The sequence below is a fragment of the Streptomyces sp. LZ34 genome (assembly GCF_053890475.1).
On sequence record NZ_CM132680.1, the window covers coordinates 12,249,176 to 12,265,118 of the forward strand.

The 15,943-nt window shown below is 70.0% G+C and carries 17 protein-coding genes and 3 pseudogenes; 8 read left to right on the plus strand and 12 right to left on the minus strand.

From position 1 onward, the window contains the following. Positions 1–38: 38 nt before the first annotated feature. The 3 genes and pseudogenes from ACWY4P_RS52465 to ACWY4P_RS52475 all read right to left on the minus strand — a co-directional run bounded on the left by ACWY4P_RS52465 (position 39) and on the right by ACWY4P_RS52475 (position 2,996). A pseudogene (locus tag ACWY4P_RS52465) lies at positions 39–894 on the minus strand (ABC transporter ATP-binding protein). Between the two features lie 3 nt (positions 895–897). Next, positions 898–2,004, minus strand: coding sequence for a FecCD family ABC transporter permease (locus ACWY4P_RS52470; RefSeq protein WP_456207896.1), 1,107 nt, complete (start codon positions 2,002–2,004; stop codon positions 898–900). Positions 2,005–2,006: 2 nt separating this feature from the next. Next, on the minus strand, positions 2,007–2,996 hold the full coding sequence (locus tag ACWY4P_RS52475) for a FecCD family ABC transporter permease (RefSeq protein WP_456207897.1): 990 nt from the start codon (positions 2,994–2,996) through the stop codon (positions 2,007–2,009). 429 nt (positions 2,997–3,425) lie between these two features. On the opposite strand from ACWY4P_RS52475, the gene ACWY4P_RS52480 reads away from it, so the two are divergent. The 3 genes from ACWY4P_RS52480 to ACWY4P_RS52490 all read left to right on the plus strand — a co-directional run bounded on the left by ACWY4P_RS52480 (position 3,426) and on the right by ACWY4P_RS52490 (position 6,407). Further along, a complete protein-coding gene (locus ACWY4P_RS52480; RefSeq protein ID WP_456207898.1) occupies positions 3,426–4,460 on the plus strand; it encodes a zinc-binding dehydrogenase in 1,035 nt (344 codons plus the stop codon). A gap of 50 nt (positions 4,461–4,510) precedes the next feature. Further along, positions 4,511–5,341 carry an SDR family oxidoreductase gene (locus ACWY4P_RS52485; RefSeq protein ID WP_456207899.1) on the plus strand — a complete coding sequence of 277 codons (831 nt, stop codon included), beginning with the start codon at positions 4,511–4,513 and terminating at the stop codon, positions 5,339–5,341. Positions 5,342–5,597: 256 nt separating this feature from the next. Beyond that, positions 5,598–6,407: a thioesterase family protein gene (locus ACWY4P_RS52490; protein ID WP_456207900.1), complete on the plus strand. Its 810-nt coding sequence runs from the start codon at positions 5,598–5,600 to the stop codon at positions 6,405–6,407. Between the two features lie 504 nt (positions 6,408–6,911). Here ACWY4P_RS52490 and ACWY4P_RS52495 read toward each other — a convergent pair. From ACWY4P_RS52495 to ACWY4P_RS52505, 3 genes and pseudogenes are all read right to left on the minus strand, one after another. Next, positions 6,912–7,757: a class I SAM-dependent methyltransferase gene (locus ACWY4P_RS52495; protein ID WP_456213343.1), complete on the minus strand. Its 846-nt coding sequence runs from the start codon at positions 7,755–7,757 to the stop codon at positions 6,912–6,914. 144 nt (positions 7,758–7,901) lie between these two features. Then, positions 7,902–8,012 (minus strand): annotated as a pseudogene (locus tag ACWY4P_RS52500) (hypothetical protein); the annotation flags it as partial. Then, positions 7,963–9,048, minus strand: coding sequence for a helix-turn-helix transcriptional regulator (locus ACWY4P_RS52505; protein WP_456207901.1), 1,086 nt, complete (start codon positions 9,046–9,048; stop codon positions 7,963–7,965). The gene ACWY4P_RS52505 and the pseudogene ACWY4P_RS52500, both read right to left, overlap by 50 nt. 62 nt (positions 9,049–9,110) lie before the next feature. Here ACWY4P_RS52505 and ACWY4P_RS52510 point away from each other — a divergent pair, with 62 nt between their 5' ends. Then, positions 9,111–9,365, plus strand: coding sequence for a hypothetical protein (locus ACWY4P_RS52510; protein WP_456207902.1), 255 nt, complete (start codon positions 9,111–9,113; stop codon positions 9,363–9,365). Next, positions 9,362–9,823, plus strand: coding sequence for a VOC family protein (locus tag ACWY4P_RS52515; RefSeq protein ID WP_456207903.1), 462 nt, complete (start codon positions 9,362–9,364; stop codon positions 9,821–9,823). Before ACWY4P_RS52510 ends, ACWY4P_RS52515 begins: the two co-directional genes overlap by 4 nt. A gap of 246 nt (positions 9,824–10,069) precedes the next feature. On the opposite strand, the gene ACWY4P_RS52520 is transcribed toward ACWY4P_RS52515, so the two are convergent. Further along, positions 10,070–10,369, minus strand: coding sequence for a helix-turn-helix domain-containing protein (locus ACWY4P_RS52520; protein WP_456207904.1), 300 nt, complete (start codon positions 10,367–10,369; stop codon positions 10,070–10,072). Here ACWY4P_RS52520 and ACWY4P_RS52525 point away from each other — a divergent pair. Together ACWY4P_RS52525 and ACWY4P_RS52530 are read left to right on the plus strand one after the other, a co-directional pair. Then, a pseudogene (locus ACWY4P_RS52525) lies at positions 10,256–10,581 on the plus strand (DUF6192 family protein); the annotation flags it as partial. The gene ACWY4P_RS52520 and the pseudogene ACWY4P_RS52525 sit on opposite strands and share 114 nt — an antisense overlap. A 432-nt stretch (positions 10,582–11,013) precedes the next feature. After that, positions 11,014–11,526 (plus strand): DUF6193 family natural product biosynthesis protein, encoded by a 513-nt coding sequence (locus ACWY4P_RS52530; RefSeq protein ID WP_456213344.1) that lies wholly within the window; start codon positions 11,014–11,016, stop codon positions 11,524–11,526. A gap of 69 nt (positions 11,527–11,595) precedes the next feature. On the opposite strand, the gene ACWY4P_RS52535 is transcribed toward ACWY4P_RS52530, so the two are convergent. From ACWY4P_RS52535 to ACWY4P_RS52545, 3 genes are read right to left on the minus strand one after another with little or no spacing between them, the layout of a single operon-like run. Beyond that, positions 11,596–12,153: a tyrosine-type recombinase/integrase gene (locus ACWY4P_RS52535; protein WP_456207905.1), complete on the minus strand. Its 558-nt coding sequence runs from the start codon at positions 12,151–12,153 to the stop codon at positions 11,596–11,598. 31 nt (positions 12,154–12,184) lie between these two features. Further along, positions 12,185–13,087: an SDR family oxidoreductase gene (locus tag ACWY4P_RS52540; protein ID WP_456207906.1), complete on the minus strand. Its 903-nt coding sequence runs from the start codon at positions 13,085–13,087 to the stop codon at positions 12,185–12,187. 28 nt (positions 13,088–13,115) lie between these two features. Further along, positions 13,116–13,493: a Dabb family protein gene (locus ACWY4P_RS52545; protein WP_245970625.1), complete on the minus strand. Its 378-nt coding sequence runs from the start codon at positions 13,491–13,493 to the stop codon at positions 13,116–13,118. 149 nt (positions 13,494–13,642) lie between these two features. Here ACWY4P_RS52545 and ACWY4P_RS52550 point away from each other — a divergent pair, with 149 nt between their 5' ends. Further along, complete coding sequence (locus ACWY4P_RS52550; RefSeq protein ID WP_456207907.1) at positions 13,643–14,260, plus strand: TetR/AcrR family transcriptional regulator; 618 nt, start codon at positions 13,643–13,645, stop codon at positions 14,258–14,260. A 283-nt stretch (positions 14,261–14,543) separates the two neighbouring features. Here ACWY4P_RS52550 and ACWY4P_RS52555 read toward each other — a convergent pair whose 3' ends face one another. Together ACWY4P_RS52555 and ACWY4P_RS52560 are read right to left on the minus strand one after the other, a co-directional pair. Then, a complete protein-coding gene (locus tag ACWY4P_RS52555; RefSeq protein WP_456207908.1) occupies positions 14,544–15,662 on the minus strand; it encodes an IS630 family transposase in 1,119 nt (372 codons plus the stop codon). A gap of 75 nt (positions 15,663–15,737) precedes the next feature. Further along, entirely contained in the window at positions 15,738–15,863 is a 126-nt protein-coding gene (locus ACWY4P_RS52560) for a hypothetical protein (RefSeq protein WP_456207909.1), read from the minus strand. Positions 15,864–15,943: the final 80 nt, after the last annotated feature.

The following is a 15,943-nucleotide window of genomic DNA, read 5'->3' on the forward strand; positions in this document are numbered from 1 at the left end:
ATGAAGCCCAGGGCCGGACCCGGGGGTAGGATGCGCGGCTACCTCACCGCACGCCCCTGAGCCTTCCGCTCGCGCCGCTCCCCGTGGTGGCGCCCCATCGGGATGACCATCGGGGTGCCGCTGACCGGGTCCAGGGTGACCTGGCAGCTGAGGTCGAAGACGTCCTCGACGGTCTCGGCGGTGATGACCTCGGCGGGCGGGGCCCTCGGCGGCGATCCGCCCCGCCTTCATGGCCACCATGTGGTCGGCGTAGCGGCAGGCCTGGTTGAGGTCGTGCAGCACCATCACCACGGTGCGGTTCTCCCGCCGGTTGAGGTCGGTGACCAGGTCCAGGACGTCGATCTGGTGCGCCAGGTCCAGGTAGGTCGTCGGCTCGTCCAGCAGCAGCACCGCGGTGCCCTGGGCCACCGCCATGGCGATCCAGGCGCGCTGGCGCTGGCCGCCGGACAGTTCGTCCAGCGGCCGGTCCGCCAGCTCCGTCATACCGGTGGCGGCCAGTGCCCGATGGACGGCCTGCTCGTCGGCGCCCGACCACTGCCGCCACCACGTCTGGTGCGGTGAACGGCCGCGCCCCACCAGGTCGATGACGGTCAGCCCGTCCGGCGCGGCCGGGCTCTGCGGCAGGATGCCGAGCCGCTGGGCCAGCTCCCTGGTCGGGATGGAGCGCAGATCCCGGCCGTCGAGGTGGACGGCGCCCTCGCGCGGCGCGAGCAGCCGGGCGAGGGCGCGCAGCAGGGTGGACTTGCCGCAGGCGTTGGCGCCGACGATGGCCGTGATCCGGCCGGGAGGTATGGCCAGGTCGAGGCCGTCCACCACCAGCCGGTTGTCGTAGGCCAGGCGCAGCCCACTCGCCCGCAGGTCAGGGTCGGGGGCCGACAGGGGATCAGCCGACATGGATCAACCTCCTGAGCCCGCGCGGTTGGCGCGGACGAGCAGCCAGAGCAGGATGGGCGCGCCGAGCACGCCGGTGACGATTCCGACCGGCAGTTCCGTGTCGGAGATCAGGGTGCGGGCGATGAGATCGCTGCCGAGCACCATCAGCGCCCCGGTCAGCCCCGAGGCGACCGTGGGCGGCCAGGCGGTGCCTGCCAGCCGCTGGGCGATCTGCGGTGCGGCGAGCGCCACGAAGGCGACCGGGCCGGCCGCCGCGGTGGCGAAGGCGATCAGTCCGACACCGGTGAGCAGGATGGCGAGCCGCACCGGCTGCACCCGGGTGCCGAGGCCGGTGGCGACGTCGTCGCCGAGTTGCAGGGTGCGCAGCAGTCGGCCGAGCAGCAGCGCGGTCGGCAGCAGCACCGTCAGGGCGGCGCCGAGCGGCACGGTCTGGGCCCAGGTCCGGCCGTTGAGGTTGCCCACCAGCCAGCCGAGGGCGGCCTGCGCCTGGAAGTTGCCGCCCTTGGCCACCAGGTAGTCGGTGGCGCTGGTGCAGATCCAGGCCACGCCGATGCCGACCAGGATGATCCGGTAGCCGGTGGCGCCGCGCCGCCAGGCGAGTGCGTACACGGCCAGCGCGGTGACGAGCGCGCCGAGCAGTCCGAGCGTCTGGGTGCCGAGGCCGCCGTCCCACCCCAGCACGATGCCGGCCACCACGGCGGTGCCCGCGCCCTGGGTGAGGCCGATCATGTCGGGGCTGGCGAGGGGATTGCGAGTCATGGTTTGGAAGAGGCCGCCGGAGACGCCGAAGGCGATCCCGGCCAGCAGACCGACCAGGGCCCGCGGCAGCCGCAGTTCCTGGACCACCAGGACGGTGGCGGGCTCGCCGGAGCCGGTCAGGGCGCGTACGACATCGGTGAAGGCGATCGGGTAGTCGCCGATCGACAGCCCCCAGCAGAACAGGAGGAAGACGGCGGCGGCGAGCAGCGCGCACAGCGTCACCAGCCGGGGGCGGAGGATCCCGGACACGGGTGGCACGGCGAGCCGGTAGCCGCGGAAGGATCGCACGGGCGAACGTCCCTCGGCCGCGGGAGACTTCGGCGGCTGGGGCGCGGGGCGGAAAACGGCCATCGTCACACCTCCGCCAGACGGTGCCGGCGGACCAGGGCGATGAAGAACGGCCCGCCGATGAAGGCGACGATGACCCCGGCCTGCACCTCGGTGGGTCGGGCGATCATCCGGCCGACGATGTCCGCGGCGAGCAGCAGACCGGGTGCGAGTACGGCGGACAGCGGCAGTAGCCAGCGGTGGTCCGGGCCGAGCCCCGCCGACCGGGCGAGGACGCGGGCGAGGTGGGGGACCACCAGGCCGATGAAGACGACCGGCCCGATGGCCGCGACCGCCGCGCCGGTGAGCAGGGTGATCGCGCCGACCCCCTGGAGCCGGACCAGGCCCAGCCGCCGCCCCAGCGAGGCCGCCACGTCGTCGCCGAGGGCCAGGCTGTTGAGGGCCGGTGCGCAGGCGAGGGCCAGGACGGTGCCCGCGACGAGGAAGGGCAGCAGGCGCAGCACCGTGGCACCGTCCTGGTCCGACATCGAACCGGCCGACCAGAAGCGGTAGCGGTCCAGCGCGTCGGGGTCGGTCAGCACGACGGCGCTGGTGAGCGACGAGAGCAGCGAGGTCACCGAGATCCCGGCGAGCGCCAGCTTGACCGGTGTCGGGCCGGAGCGCCCGAGCCCGCCGAGGAGGTAGACCAGGACGCTCGCGGCGAGCGCACCGGCGAAGGCGAACCAGACGTACCCGTGGAACGAGCCGAGCCCGAACACCCCCACCGCCAGCACGATGGCGAACGACGCGCCCGCGCTGACCCCCAGCACTCCGGGATCCGCGAGCGGATTGCGGGTCAGGGCCTGCATGACGGCGCCGGACAGGCCGAGGGCGGCGCCCGCCGTGAGACCGAGCGTGGTACGCGGCACCCGGGCCGACCAGACGATGTTGTCCACGAGCCGGCTCGGCGGGTCGCCGATCAGCGCCCGCACCACCTGGTCCGGCGGGATACTGGCGGCGCCCAGGGCGAGTGACAGCAGGCAGATCACCCCCAGCGCCACGACCAGCAGTGTCATGAGCAGAATGGGGCGGGCTCTCTTGCCCCGCCTCACCGTGCGGTCTCCAACGGCCAACTCCCTTGGGTCCGGGGCAGCTTCATCGTGGTGCTGAACAGGGGACGCCCCGCCCAGAGGCCTTTGTGTTTAGGTAAACCTTACCTTAGCGCGACCGCGATCTTCCGGTCTCTGCGGCTGGTCGGCTCGGCCCCCGACACGCGTGGGGGGCCCTGTCACTCCCCGGAACAGCGCTCCCCGGAACACCGCGGTCTGCCACACGACGCGCCCGCGCGGGAGTGTCGAGTGCGTCGGGAATGACCCCGTGCGGCAGAGGGAGGCCGTAGACCTTGGCGTCTTCCCCCCAGCCGGTCGAGGCGACAACGACACGGCCGCGACGCCACCTACAACGCACCCCGCACCACCACCCGCTGACCCCTGGGAGCAACCCTCATGCGAGCAACACTGATGTACGGCGCCGGCGACGTCCGGGTCAAGGATGTCCCGGACCCGAAGATCCAGCAGCCCACCGACGCCGTCGTGCGCGTCCTGCGCGCCTGTGTCTGCGGCAGCGACCTGTGGCCCTACGGCTCCATGCCGGCCACGGCGCACGGCGAGCGCATGGGCCACGAGTTCCTCGGCGTCGTCGAGGACACCGGCGCGCACGTGTCCGGCCTCAAGCGGGGCGACCTGGTCGTCGCCCCCTTCGTCTGGTCCGACAACACTTGCGACTTCTGCGCCGAGGGCCTGCACACCTCCTGCCGGCACGGTGGCCTGTGGGCGCGGGACGGCATCGACGGCGGCCAGGGCGAGGCGGTACGGGTGCCGCAGGCGCAGGGCACGCTGGTGAAGCTGCCGGTGGCCGAGGACTCCGCCCTCCTGTCCTCCCTGCTCACCCTCTCCGACGTCCTGTGCACCGGCCACCACTGCGCGGTCACGGCCGGGGTCAATCCCCGTACGACCGTGACGGTGATCGGCGACGGCGCGGTGGGCCTGTCCGCGGTCATCTCCGCCAAGCGGCTCGGTGCCGAGCGGATCATCCTGATGGGCCGGCACGAGGACCGCACCGACCTGGGCCGGGACTTCGGCGCCACCGACGTCGTGGCCGAGCGCGGCGAGGAGGGCATCGAGCGCGTACGGGAGCTGACCGGCGGCGACGGCACCCACACCGTGCTGGAGTGCGTCGGCACTCTGCCCGCCCTGGAGACGTCGCTTGGCGTGGTCCGCGCGGGCGGCACGGTCAGCCGGGTCGGCGCTCCGCAGTACGGCGAAGTCCCCCTCGGCTTCCCGGAGTTCATGAACAACATCACCCTCACTGGCGGCGTGGCCCCGGCCCGTGCCTACATCGAGGAGCTGCTGCCCGACATCCTGGAGGGCCGCATCGAGCCCGGTCGTGTCTTCGACCGCACGGTGGGCCTGGGCGACGCCGCCGAGGGCTATCGGGCGATGGCGGCCCGCGAGGCACTGAAGGTGTTGGTCACTCCGTGATGGCCTCCACCTCGGGCGGATCCCGCCAACACGAAGCAACCGATCCTGACGTGAGCAAGGAAATCGCTGTCATCATCGGCGCGGGCAGCATCGGCCGCGCGATCGCCCGCCGTGTCGGCGCCGGCCGCCTCCTGCTGCTGGCCGACTCCAGCGACAAGGCGCTGGCCGAGGCCGCCGAGCGGCTCGCTGACGAGGGCTACGAGGTGACCACCAGGGTCACCGACGTCTCTGACCGTGCCGCGGTCGAGGCCCTGGCCGACGCGGCGGCCGAGTTGGGCCCGGTCACCCAGGTGGTGCACAACGCCGGTGTTTCGCCCACCCAGGCGAGTACGGAGCGGGTCCTGCACGTCGACCTCCTGGGCACGGCGCTGGTCCTCGACGCGTTCGCCCGTGTCATCGCCCCGGGCGGGGCCGGCATCGTGATCGCCAGCATGGCCGGGCACCGCGAGAGCCCCTACGCGCGCGACATTGAGCACGCCCTGGCGACCACCGAGACCTCGCAGCTGCTCGCGCTGCCGTTCCTCCAGCCCGACCAGGTGGGTTCCTCCGTCCACGCCTACGCGCTCTCCAAACGGGCCAACTCGCTACGGGTCCAGACCGCCGCCGTCGCGTGGGGCAAGCGCGGAGCCCGTGTCAACGCCGTCAGCCCCGGAGTGATCATCACGCCGCTGGCCAAGGACGAGCTCACCGGTCCGCGCGCCGAGTGGTTCGAGCGCGTACGCGAGGTGTCGGCGGCCGGCCGCTTCGGCACGCCCGACGAGGTCGCGGAGGCATCGGCCTTCCTGCTCGGCGAGCACGCCGGATTCATCACCGGTGCCGACCTGCTGATGGACGGCGGCGTGACCGCGGCCCTGCGCGTCGGGGAGCTGACGACCCCCTGACCGCGGGTACGAGGGCTTCGGGGCAACCAGCTCATGCTGAACCTGGCCGACGCAGAGCGCGGCGAGCCAGACCGCTCGGAGCTCGACACCGATGACGATCATCGCGACGAGATCGCTCCGGCGCCGGCAACGAGGACCGGACGGCGCCCCGTCACCCTTATGCTGAGATCGGTGTAGATGGCATTGAGTGGCGCGGTCCGAGCTGCGGGCGGCCGAGTGGTGCCGCTGTGTGTCGTACCGAGCGGAGAGAACGTCGTTGACCGAGGACGTGTGGACCGTGCCGAGTTACTACGAGCGCATCGACGAGGGGCGGTACAAGCCGACCGCCCACGCGAGCGGCGCCTGGAGTACGGACGAGCAGCACTTCAGCCCGCTCGGCGGCCTCGTCGTCCACGCCATGCAGCGCCACCTCGACTCCGCGGCGCCGCAGGGCAAGCTGATCAGCCGTTTGAACTTCGACATCCTCGGGCGGATCGCCCTCGACGAGTGTCACATCTCCGTGGAGACGGTCAGGCCCGGCCGCACCATCGAACTCGTCGAGGCGACCGTCACCATCGCCGAACGTACCGTGGTGCGCGCCCGCGCCTGGCTTCTGGCCGCGCAGGACACCAGCGCCGTGGCAGGCGGTGAACCCGCCGCGCTGCCCGCCCCGGAACCACTCGACCCCTGGGCGCTGTCCGAGCGGTGGCCGGGCGGCTACATCGCGTCCCTGGACGTGAGGCCCGTCGGTGAGCCGCGACCCGGCCGCACCACGGCCTGGGTCTCCACGCCGCTGACCCTGGTCCACGGTGAACACAGCAGCGCGTTGGCGAACTACATCGCACTCGTCGACACCGCCAACGGCATCGCCGTACGGCAGCCGCCCACGCAGTGGATGTACCCGAACGTCGACATGTCCGTGTACCTCTACCGGCGGCCCGAGGGGCGCTGGACCGGCCTGGACACCACGGTCGTCTTCGGCGCCACAGGACAGGGTGTGACCAGCACGGTTCTGCACGACGTTCACGGTCCCGTCGGATACGCGCAGCAGGCGCTCACGGTGCGCCCGCAGCCCGCGGCGGAGTAGCGGGGGTCGGTCGCACGGCCCCTCGCGGAAGCTCGGCGGCCCGGGTGGTGTTGGCGTGGCCGGTGACCCGGCACGCGGGCAGGCTGGTGGCGCACGCGTGTCCTTCCCTGGGCCGTTCAGCAGCACAGGCGGTGGCCCTGTCCGCCGGTGCCGCGGGCCAGTTGGGCCAGATCGCTCAGGAGCTTGGTCGCTGTCTCCTGGCCAAACACCTCGCCGCCCACCGCCTGCTCCCGGACCCACACCTGGCTGACTGCGACAAGCCGGGAACCACCTCGCCAGCGCCCGGCCGCGGCACGCCCGGTGGTCTGATCACTGGGGGGGCGGCCGGTGTGCGGTCGTGTCGTTCCGGCCCGAGGGCGGGGACTTCGATCGAGGCATACAGGTGCCGTCCGCCGGTGGCTGTGCACTCGGTGGCGAGTGCGGTGATCAGCCGTCCGGGGGTGGTGGCTGAGCAGGCACGGCCCCACAGGCGGAACCAGGTGCGGATGTCGCAGTCCTCGATGGTCAGGTTCGGGCCGTGGGCGGCGACCAGAGCGGCGGCAATCTTCTTCGCACGGTGGCGGGATGCCTCGGCCGCGCTCGCGGCCGCGGCACTGTGGCGGGCCCGCAGATTCCGGTAGCCGGTTTCGGACGCCGTGCGAGAAAGACGAATTCCCTGGCCGGCCGGTCAGGCGCGTCGCGGACGTCCTCCACTATGTATCCGTGCGCGGTCAGGTCCGTCTCAATCTCCTGCCGCTCACGGAAACGCAGCGTCGAATCCGAGGTCAGTACCTGCCCATCCGTAGCGAACACGTAGGTCCAGCGGAACGTCACGAGTGGCGAACTGACCTCGATCAGCTGAACCCAGCTTTCGACGGCGCCGACGCCTGGGATCTCCGTCACCCTGTAGGAGGTCTCGCGGTTCCACTCTTCCCAGGCGCGCCTGGCTGGATCGCGGGTCTCGAACATCAGGTGTCCACCGGGGCGAAGAGCTTCGTAGGCACCCCGCAGGGTCTTCTGCCATGCCGACGGTTCGACGATTGCCTGGGCAACGTTCGCCGTCATCGTCGCAAGGTCGACGTGCAGCGGCGGGAGCGCCGTCGCGTCTCCGCGGATCCAGCGCACTCGCTCGCCGCCGGGTTTGGCTTGGGCCACATCGATGGAGGCCTGGGCGGGATCGACGCCGACGACCTCGATCCCGCGATCAGCCAGCAGGAGCGCGAACACTCCTGTTCCGCAGCCAATGTCCAGTACGTGACGCGCGCCGAACTCCTCTGCCATCCGGACGTATGCGTCGAGGTCGCTGCGATCAGGGTCGAGCGGGTCGTAGATCGCGGCGAGCCGTGGATGCCCGAAACACTCGTCAGCCATGCTGCCGAAGGTATGCGGAGCTGGGGTTGAGCAACTACTGATTTTGCTGCTGTCAGGCGGGGTTGGTGTTCTGAGTGAGCAGAACGCCAGGAAGGGCTCGGCTTCGCGGCCGAAAGTTGCGCGGAACCAGCCGATCTCGGCACCGCCCAGGTGCTTGACCAAGCCCAGCAGGTTCGTCCCCGACGGCGTCAGCGGCCGCCGCAACTCACCCACCAGGTCCGTGCGCGCCACAAGCCGGCTCGCGACATACGCCACGGCAAGCGCGGCACCGCCCACCAGGCGTATCGGGACGGCATGGTTCCTCCGCGTCCGGCACCGGTGAGATCGTTGCACCGGCCGACAGCAGTCTCTCCGCCAGCGCGCGACAGCGCCCCCCGAGCTCCGGAGGGTCGAGTACCTCGAAGTCGTGCCCCAGCAGGAGCACGTGCATGAGCACGAAGTCGAGGCTGGCGGCGCCACTGAGCACCTCGCAGAGCTCGCTCCCTCGCCGTCGTACGACGGCCGCCGACGCCGGAATCTGCGCGCGCACCGTGTCGGCCGGCGCGTGTACGAGGAAACGCGCCTGGTGCGGGTAGACCCGACTCGCGACACTCTCCTGAACGTACCTCGCCGCGTCGGGCGCCGGGCGCGGGCGGAAGCGCCAGGTCCGTGCGGACGCAGCGGCCATCCGGTCGACACGGAAGCTGCGCCAGCCGTCGCGATCGAGGTCATAGGCGAAGAGGTACCAGCGCCGGTCGGAGGCGACCAGGCGGTAGGGCTCGACCCGCCGCCGTCGCACCTCGCTCCCGGACGGGTAGTCGAAGCCGGTCTCGACCTCGTCGCGGCAGGCTCTGGCCAGCGTCATGAGCACCTCGGGGTCGACCGGCGTCACGCCTCCGCCGAAGGACTCCACCGAGCCGGAGAGCGCGCGCACCTCGTGCCGCAGCCGGGTGGGCAGCACCCGGTCGAGCTTGGTCAGCGCCCGGAGCGTGGCGTCGCCCGCGCCGACGACCGCGCCACCCGCGCCGGCGAGCAGTGAGACCGCGGTGGCGATCGCCTCCTCGTCGTCGAGAAGCAGCGGCGGCAGGTCCTGCCCCGGGCCGAGCCGGTAGCCGCCGCCGACACCCTGGGTGGCGTGCACCGGATAGCCGAGCGTGCGCAGCCGCTCGACATCACGCCGTACCGTGCGCGGCGTGACCCCGAGCCGGTCGGCGAGCTCGGGGCCGGTCCAGACCTGGCGCTGCTGTAGCAGCCCAAGCAGGGTGAGCACCCGCTCCGTCGTACCGCGCTCGTCACCACTCGCCGCATCCATGTCGCCCACCCTGCCAGAGATAGCGGACCGATTCTGTCCGCTAGAGGTGTCAGGGTGGCTCCATGGACGCAGACGAACTCCACCGGAACCGGACGCTGCGCGAGCAGTGGGACGTCCATCGGAACCATCGACTCCGAGACCGGATCGACGGCCTCACCGACGACGAGTACTTCGGGGCGCCGGACGCCCGGAGCCTTAGGCCGCGCGGCAGCTCGACGGCGCCCGTGCGGTTCGGTGCCGGGGACTTCACGATGGACCACGCCTTCCTCCTGTTCCTCCTGTATACGAATCCCGCTACGAACGGAGCAACCCGATGAGCCGCCACATCCAGGTCACCTTCGACGCCCACGACCCGCGGGCGCTGTCGTCCTTCTGGCGCGACGTACTGGGCTACGTCCACCCCGGCCCGCCCGGAGTCGACCTGCCCGAGGAGGCCGACCCGCTGGCCGCGTGGGACGACTTCCTCGCGCGGGTCGGCGTACCGGAGGAGCAGCGCAACACGAAATCGGCCATCGAGGACCCGGACGGGCACGGCCCACGGCTGTTCTTCCAGCAGGTGCCGGAGGGCAAGACCGCCAAGAACCGCGTCCACCTCGACGTCCGTGCGGCTCCCGGGCTACAGGGGGAGGAGCGGATGGCGGCGCTGGAGGCCGAGTGCGACCGGCTCGTCGCGCTGGGAGCGACGCGGGTGCGCCGCTACGAGCCCGCTCCCCCGATGAGCGCCGGCTTCATCGTGTTGGCCGATCCCGAGGGCAACGAGTTCTGCCTGGACTGACGCGGCTCTGCTGTAGTCGCGGAAGCCGCGGCCCGTCTTGTGGCCGAGGTAGCCGGTGGTGACGAGATGCTCCAGCTGCGGGGCGGGTGCGAAGCCGGACTCGCGGACCGCGGGCTTCGTCACTACGACGAGGCGGTCCGCCCGCCTGCCCCGCATCGGTGAGCGGCAGTCATTTCCAGATTCCGTTGAGGACGAGTGCGGGCGCGCGGACAGAACAATGTCGCGTCAGCGAGTGGAAGTCCTTGACTACCCGTGCACCGCGCTTGTCGATTCCTGCGTAAAGCGGTGCTGAGCGTAGTGGCGATAATCCCTCGGGGTCATGCCGTGGGCAGCGCGGAAAACGCGACTGAAGTGGGCGGGGTCGGAGAAGGCCCAGCGCGCGGCGATGGTCTGGATCGAGCGGGACAGCTGGCGAGGGTCGGCGAGGACGGGGTGGCCTTCGGTGTCCACCGGGTCCTGGCCTCGATCAGGGACGACGCGCAGCGGTGGGCGGCGATCGACGACCCTCCGTTCAACCAGCGAACCGGTCAGCGCCGGTGGACCCACGACAGCGCCAATCGCCTGGTGGGACAGCGGGTCGACCGGCCGGTCACCGTCGAGGAGAAGGTCCAGGCCGTTACGGATCTCACCCGGGATGAGGAAGTCGCCAGCAGGTCGCTTCGGATCTGCCGCGACGGCCCACAGTGACCGGCCAGGTCAGCCCGCAGGACGAACTGCGGTTTGTCGGCGAGCTGACCCGGGACGAGGACGTCACCCATCAGGCCACCGCCGATCTGCTGCGGCGGCCCACCGTCGCCAGGGCGGCCATGCCGGACGATTATCCGGACTGTTCTGCAGACGGGCTACTCGTGATGACCGCCTTACCGGGCCATGCCTCGGGTCAAAGAGTGATGCGTGTGCCTGGTTCGCGAGACCCACGGGATGATCGCGGCGGCAGAATCAGATCTATGGCCACGTCAACTGATCCCGCTGCTCTGTATCCCGACGTTGCTATAGAAGGGAGCCTCGCCGCGGCGCTCCGAGCCGCCGCAATCAAGGACGGCTTCTCGGTCCCGTTCACCGCCTCGGAATCCGACCCGCTGCGCCATGCCACCGTCGCGAGCACCGTTCCGCAACGGACGACCTTGGAGATCACCGCGTGGGTAGCCGAACGGCGGTGGTCAATCCGCGGCTGTGAGTCATTCCAAGGCATGGCACTGATCGACGGAACCACGCAGGACCTGGCCCCGGTCGCCCGGGCGGCGCAAGCCTGGCACGACGGGGCAGCGCTGACCGACATCTCTCGAGCCGCGCCGTTCGTACACCTCACCGGCCGCTTCGAGGTGGCCGACCAGGATCCGGTGCGACTGGCCGAGTCCGAGTGGCAGCACCTGCTCACGGAGGCAGACGAGGTGGACTGGCCCGAGTACCGCGCGCTTGTGGAGGCGGCATACGCTGAACCGGCACTGCGGGGGCTCTACCCGGTCACGAGCCACTGGACGCTGCGATTCTCCACCAGTACCCGCCCTCGCCTCACGGTCATTCCGCTTTGCCTGGACGCGCATCGAGACAGCCGCTACACCCTCAGTGCCAGCATCATGGGTGAGGTCCTTGTCGATACGATCACGGTGGCGGACGCCGTGTCGACAACCGTGCGCCATCTGCCCTCCGGCCTTGGGCCTGTCACTTCTGGAGCCACCGGAGAAGCGCCTGGTCTCGGGTGAAAGGATGATGACGTGCATGGACTTGCCTCAACCTGATGAGCTGACCTCGCTGGTCCTGCCGCACCGACTTCAGCAGCGAGGCGGCCTGGGAAGCGGTGCAAGCAGCGGTCGACGGCTCGCGCGACTACCGTAACGCGACCCACGAGTTTCTCCTTGGCTTTGGTGAGACTGACTTGGAGTCCTTGGACTTCGCCGAGCTCCAGCTTGCGGGTGTGGAAGCGTTCCTGGAACTTGCGCCTCCGTGGTGCTCGTACTGGTATGGCCGAGCAAGCGGGCGGCGATATGGATGGGCAGTCCGCCGGCGACGGCCTCGGTCGCGAAGATTCTGCGGAAGTCGTGCGGCGTGAAGTGCAGGGGCTCGCCCGTCTCGTCGGTGAGGGCGGCTCGGGCCAGGGTGTCGTTGAGCAACTGGTAGAGCGTGTCAGTGCTGATGACGTCGCGTTTCCAGCCGATCCGGCGCTGGAAGAGGTGCGGCAGCGGCGGCCTGGTGACCAGTTCGTGGTAGTCGTAGCGCGCGACGAGAGGGATCGTGCCGGCGTTTCTCCGCGGGGCCGGGTGATCACGGTGGCGAGGACCAGCAGTGCCTCTAGTGCCGTGACCACGAATGTTCACGGTGTCGGCGGCCATGCCGTCGGCCTGCCGGTGTGGCGGTGGGAGTTCAGCCGACCTCGTTGCGGACGGCGGTGTCGAGGTCGGTGGCGGTCAGGCCGAAGGTCTCGGTGGTCTCCGTCGCGTCCATGTGGAACGGCGCGTACCACTGGTAGTCCATCTCGGCCATCTCGCGGGCGATCGGCACGATCAGCCCGGCCGTACGCGTCACGGAGCGCGGTATCTGGATTAGTTTGATCGGTGGCCGCCCTGCCGCGACGGCGTAGCGCCGCGCCAGCTCGCGAATGGTGACAGCCGGCGCGGACGGCACGTGCCAGGGTCGGCCCCACGCGCGTTCTTCCGAGGCCAGCGTGATGAGGGCCTGTGCCATGTCGCCGTTGAAGGTGAAGGTGTGCGGCATGTCCAGGTGGCCGGTGATCCAGGCCGCTTTTCCCTTCTGCAGGGCCGACTTGATGAGCAGGGAGTAGATGCCGTTGGCGTCCTTGCCGATGTAGTCGGAGCCGCGGACCTCGACGGTGCGGATCCCCCCGGCGAGGGCCTGTTCCCACATGCGTCTGCGCAGGCGGCCCTTGTGCCCGGTGGCGGCCATGGGGGTGTGTTCGTTCATCCGGCCGCCGGGCTGCGGACCGTAGGCGTAAAGGCTGCCGGTCAGCGCGAGGACGGCGTCGTTCGCCTTGGCGGCGGTGATGGCCGCCGTCTGCAGGGGCGGCAACAGGCGCTCCCACACCGTGTATGAGGGTGGATTGGCGCAGTGGTAGATCACTTCCGCGCCGCAGGACAGCTCGGTCAGGCGGGAGGGGTCGGACGCGTCCGCGGCGACCCGGTCGACCAGCGGGTGCTCGGGGCCGGAGCCGCTGCGGGTGACGATCCGGACGCTCTCGCCGCGCTCGGCGAGCAGACGAGCGACGTTGGTACCGATGGAACCGGCACCGATGATGACGTGCTTGGCCATGACGGTTTCTCCTTCTCCGGGGTATCGGTCAGTCGTCCACGCCGGAGCCGGTGTAGGTGGGCACGTCTGCGAGCATGCCGGCGATCTGCGGGTTGAGCTCGTTGCGGCGCCGGTGCAGTTCCTGGATCTTGGCGTTCAGGTCAGGGTCGTCGTCGTCACTGACGTCGAAGATCTCCAGCCGTTCGACCAGGTGCAGCCCGAGGTGGTCGGTCTGGTAGGTGGTCGGGTGCGTCAGGTAGGCGAAGAGCCCGTCGAGATGTTCGACGACGAACACCGCGCCGTACGTGTAGTCGCCGCCGTGGTCGCGGCCGACGACGAAGGACTTGATGGCGGGGTTCGACCGGCCCTGATTGCGCCAGCTCTCCAGCACCCCTTCGATCTGCTCAGGCGTCGCAGTGGCCTTCATCGTGACTCTGTTGATGTGGTAAATCATGACTTACTACTCGTTCCTAACGTCGTTATAATTCCTAACGGCGTTAACTATGACGCGCGTCGCCGGCGCGGTCAAGGCGGTGACTAGTGTTCGAGGACACCATCGAAGCGAAGTGACGGACCATGCCGACCAGCACGAGACGGGCCCGCGAACGGGCGAACACCCGGGAGCGGATCATCGAGGCCGCGCTGCACGTCCTCGAGACCGAGGGCATCGCGGCCCTGACGATCCGGCGCATCGCCACCGATGTCGAATATTCCGCGCCCGTCGTCTACCAGCACTTCGCCAACAAGGACGCGCTCGTACTGGAGCTGGTCGCGCACGGTCACCGCCTGATGCTGAGCGAGTTCCGCCAAGCCGCGCAGGAGCCCGATAGGGACCGGCGCATGACGCGCATTGCGTCGCAGTACGTCCGGTTCGCCGGCGAGCACCCCCACCTCTTCCAGGTCATGAACGACCCGATGGTCGACGCGGACGAACGCCGGCGCGTCGCGGAACCGGTCATCGACGTCCTCAAGGAGCTGCTCACCTCCTGGTCGGCTGCACACGACGTGGTCCTGGCCGATTTCGACCAGGCTTGTGAGATCCTCTGGGGCACGCTGTACGGCATCGCGTCGCTCAGTTACCTCGGCAGCGTCGGCAACGATCGCGCCCGCTACCTCGCCGAACAGGCGCTTCGCACGATCCTCCTCGGCTGGCGAACCGAGACGCCGGCGAACGGTCGACCGGCGAGCAGCTAGGTGCTCTGACCGCTGTGGTTCGCCGGGTTTAGAGGGAGGACCGGAGTGTTCGTCGAGATCGTCTTCGTGGGGCTGCCGATCGATCGTGACGACGTCGAGGAGGCTCTGGAGACGGCGTTCGAGCTCGACGGCGAGGTCACCGGCGCGGGCAGCGGCATGGGTCGTTGCCATTTTGACCTTGAAATCGCGGAGAGCCGGACACGACCGCGGCCCTGGAGCGGCTCCGGGCGGTGCTGTCCGAACTGGAGTCGCGGACTGCGCGACGTTGAACGTCAGCGAATGATCAGGCCGCCGTCCTCGCTCGTCCGCCCCATCGGATGCCCTTCTCACTGCGGCTGCGGGCGCGCTCTCGACGCTGGGCGGCAAGGACGTCGGGGTGGCGGGCGTTGGCGTTGCGCCAGCGGAGATAGGCGTGGAGGGCCCGGGTCTGTGTGGTGTGGTTGCGGTGGTTGGAGTTGGCGATGGTGAACTGTCGCAACGGCCCGAAGTGGGCCTCGATCGGGTTGGCCCAGGACGCGTAGGTCGGCGTGAAGCACAGCTCGACCCTGTTCTTCTTCGCCCAGCGGCGGATGGTGTCGCCCTTGTGGGCGGACAAGTTGTCCAGGATGACGTAGATCGGGGCGCCGTCCGGGCAAGCGGCCCGGATCGACCTGAGCGCGGCCAGGGTAGTCGCGGCGCCCTTCTTGCGACGGTTGACGCCCCACAGGGTGTCGTCGCCGATCGAGTAGCAGCCGTGGAAGTACCTCACTCCGTGAGTGCGGTGGTACGTCGCGGGATGGCGCTCGGGGTGACCAGCAGCAGCCCAGCACGCGCCAGCGGCGGGCCGGATACCAAGCGGGCCGAACTCGTCGAACGCGAACACCCGGTCAGGGAAGCGTTCCAGCACGTGCTCGATGCAGTCGAGCTTGGCGTCGCGCTCGGGGTCCGGTGACTCCTTCCAGGTCTTGGTGCGCTGGAAGGTGATGCCGCGGCGGGCGAGCAGGCACCGTAATGCCTCGCGGCCGATCCGGATCATGCGGCCGTGCACTTTCCGCAGGTAGGTGGCGAGTTTGCGGATGGACCAGCGGGTGAAGGGCTGGCCGAGCTTGGTGGGGCGGGTGGTGGCCGTCTGGATGACGAAGTCCTCGTCGTCAGGACTGAGCAGGCGGGGACGGCCTCCCGCCCACTGAGGGTCCAGGCAGGCCAGGCCGATCTCGTTGAACCGATGGATCACGTCCCGGACGGTGTCCTCGTCGGCCTGCACCAGCTTCGCGATCACCGGCACCCGGTTCCCGCCGGCCGAGGCCAGCAGCATCATCGCCCGCCGGAACCGCACCGAACTGGTGCTGCCCCGGCGCACGATCTGCTGTAGTTTCTGCCCCTCCTGATCGGTCAACCTGCGCACACGGACAGGCTCTGCCACCACACCCCCAGCGGTCGGGACGGACGTCAGTGCACATCCAACCGCCACGACCACCAACCCGGCGAACCTACGCGGTCAGAGCACTAGCCGTACGCCGGTGTGCCGGAGCGTCTCGATGATGGCCCAGGCCCAGAACGCCTCGTCCTCGTCACGGGTGACGTCGAACTGCTCCGCCGTGGCCATGTCCTCGATCAGTACCATCTCCGGCCGGTACTGAAAGCGCCTCTTGGTTCGGTCCGCGTCCGGCGGTCGTACTGTGGAACCCGTTACCGAGGAGGACT

Coding starts and splice junctions, on each gene's coding strand:
- ACWY4P_RS52540 (WP_456207906.1), bottom strand. CDS start 13,087: ATGGCCAAGCACGTCATCATCGGTGCCGGTTCCATCGGTACCAACGTC.
- ACWY4P_RS52515 (WP_456207903.1), top strand. CDS start 9,362: ATGAGCCGCCACATCCAGGTCACCTTCGACGCCCACGACCCGCGGGCG.
- ACWY4P_RS52560 (WP_456207909.1), bottom strand. CDS start 15,863: ATGGTACTGATCGAGGACATGGCCACGGCGGAGCAGTTCGACGTCACC.
- ACWY4P_RS52480 (WP_456207898.1), top strand. CDS start 3,426: ATGCGAGCAACACTGATGTACGGCGCCGGCGACGTCCGGGTCAAGGAT.
- ACWY4P_RS52550 (WP_456207907.1), top strand. CDS start 13,643: ATGCCGACCAGCACGAGACGGGCCCGCGAACGGGCGAACACCCGGGAG.
- ACWY4P_RS52530 (WP_456213344.1), top strand. CDS start 11,014: ATGGCACTGATCGACGGAACCACGCAGGACCTGGCCCCGGTCGCCCGG.
- ACWY4P_RS52495 (WP_456213343.1), bottom strand. CDS start 7,757: ATGGCTGACGAGTGTTTCGGGCATCCACGGCTCGCCGCGATCTACGAC.
- ACWY4P_RS52470 (WP_456207896.1), bottom strand. CDS start 2,004: ATGGCCGTTTTCCGCCCCGCGCCCCAGCCGCCGAAGTCTCCCGCGGCC.
- ACWY4P_RS52505 (WP_456207901.1), bottom strand. CDS start 9,048: ATGGATGCGGCGAGTGGTGACGAGCGCGGTACGACGGAGCGGGTGCTC.
- ACWY4P_RS52535 (WP_456207905.1), bottom strand. CDS start 12,153: ATGGCCGCCGACACCGTGAACATTCGTGGTCACGGCACTAGAGGCACT.
- ACWY4P_RS52510 (WP_456207902.1), top strand. CDS start 9,111: ATGGACGCAGACGAACTCCACCGGAACCGGACGCTGCGCGAGCAGTGG.
- ACWY4P_RS52545 (WP_245970625.1), bottom strand. CDS start 13,493: ATGAAGGCCACTGCGACGCCTGAGCAGATCGAAGGGGTGCTGGAGAGC.
- ACWY4P_RS52475 (WP_456207897.1), bottom strand. CDS start 2,996: ATGACACTGCTGGTCGTGGCGCTGGGGGTGATCTGCCTGCTGTCACTC.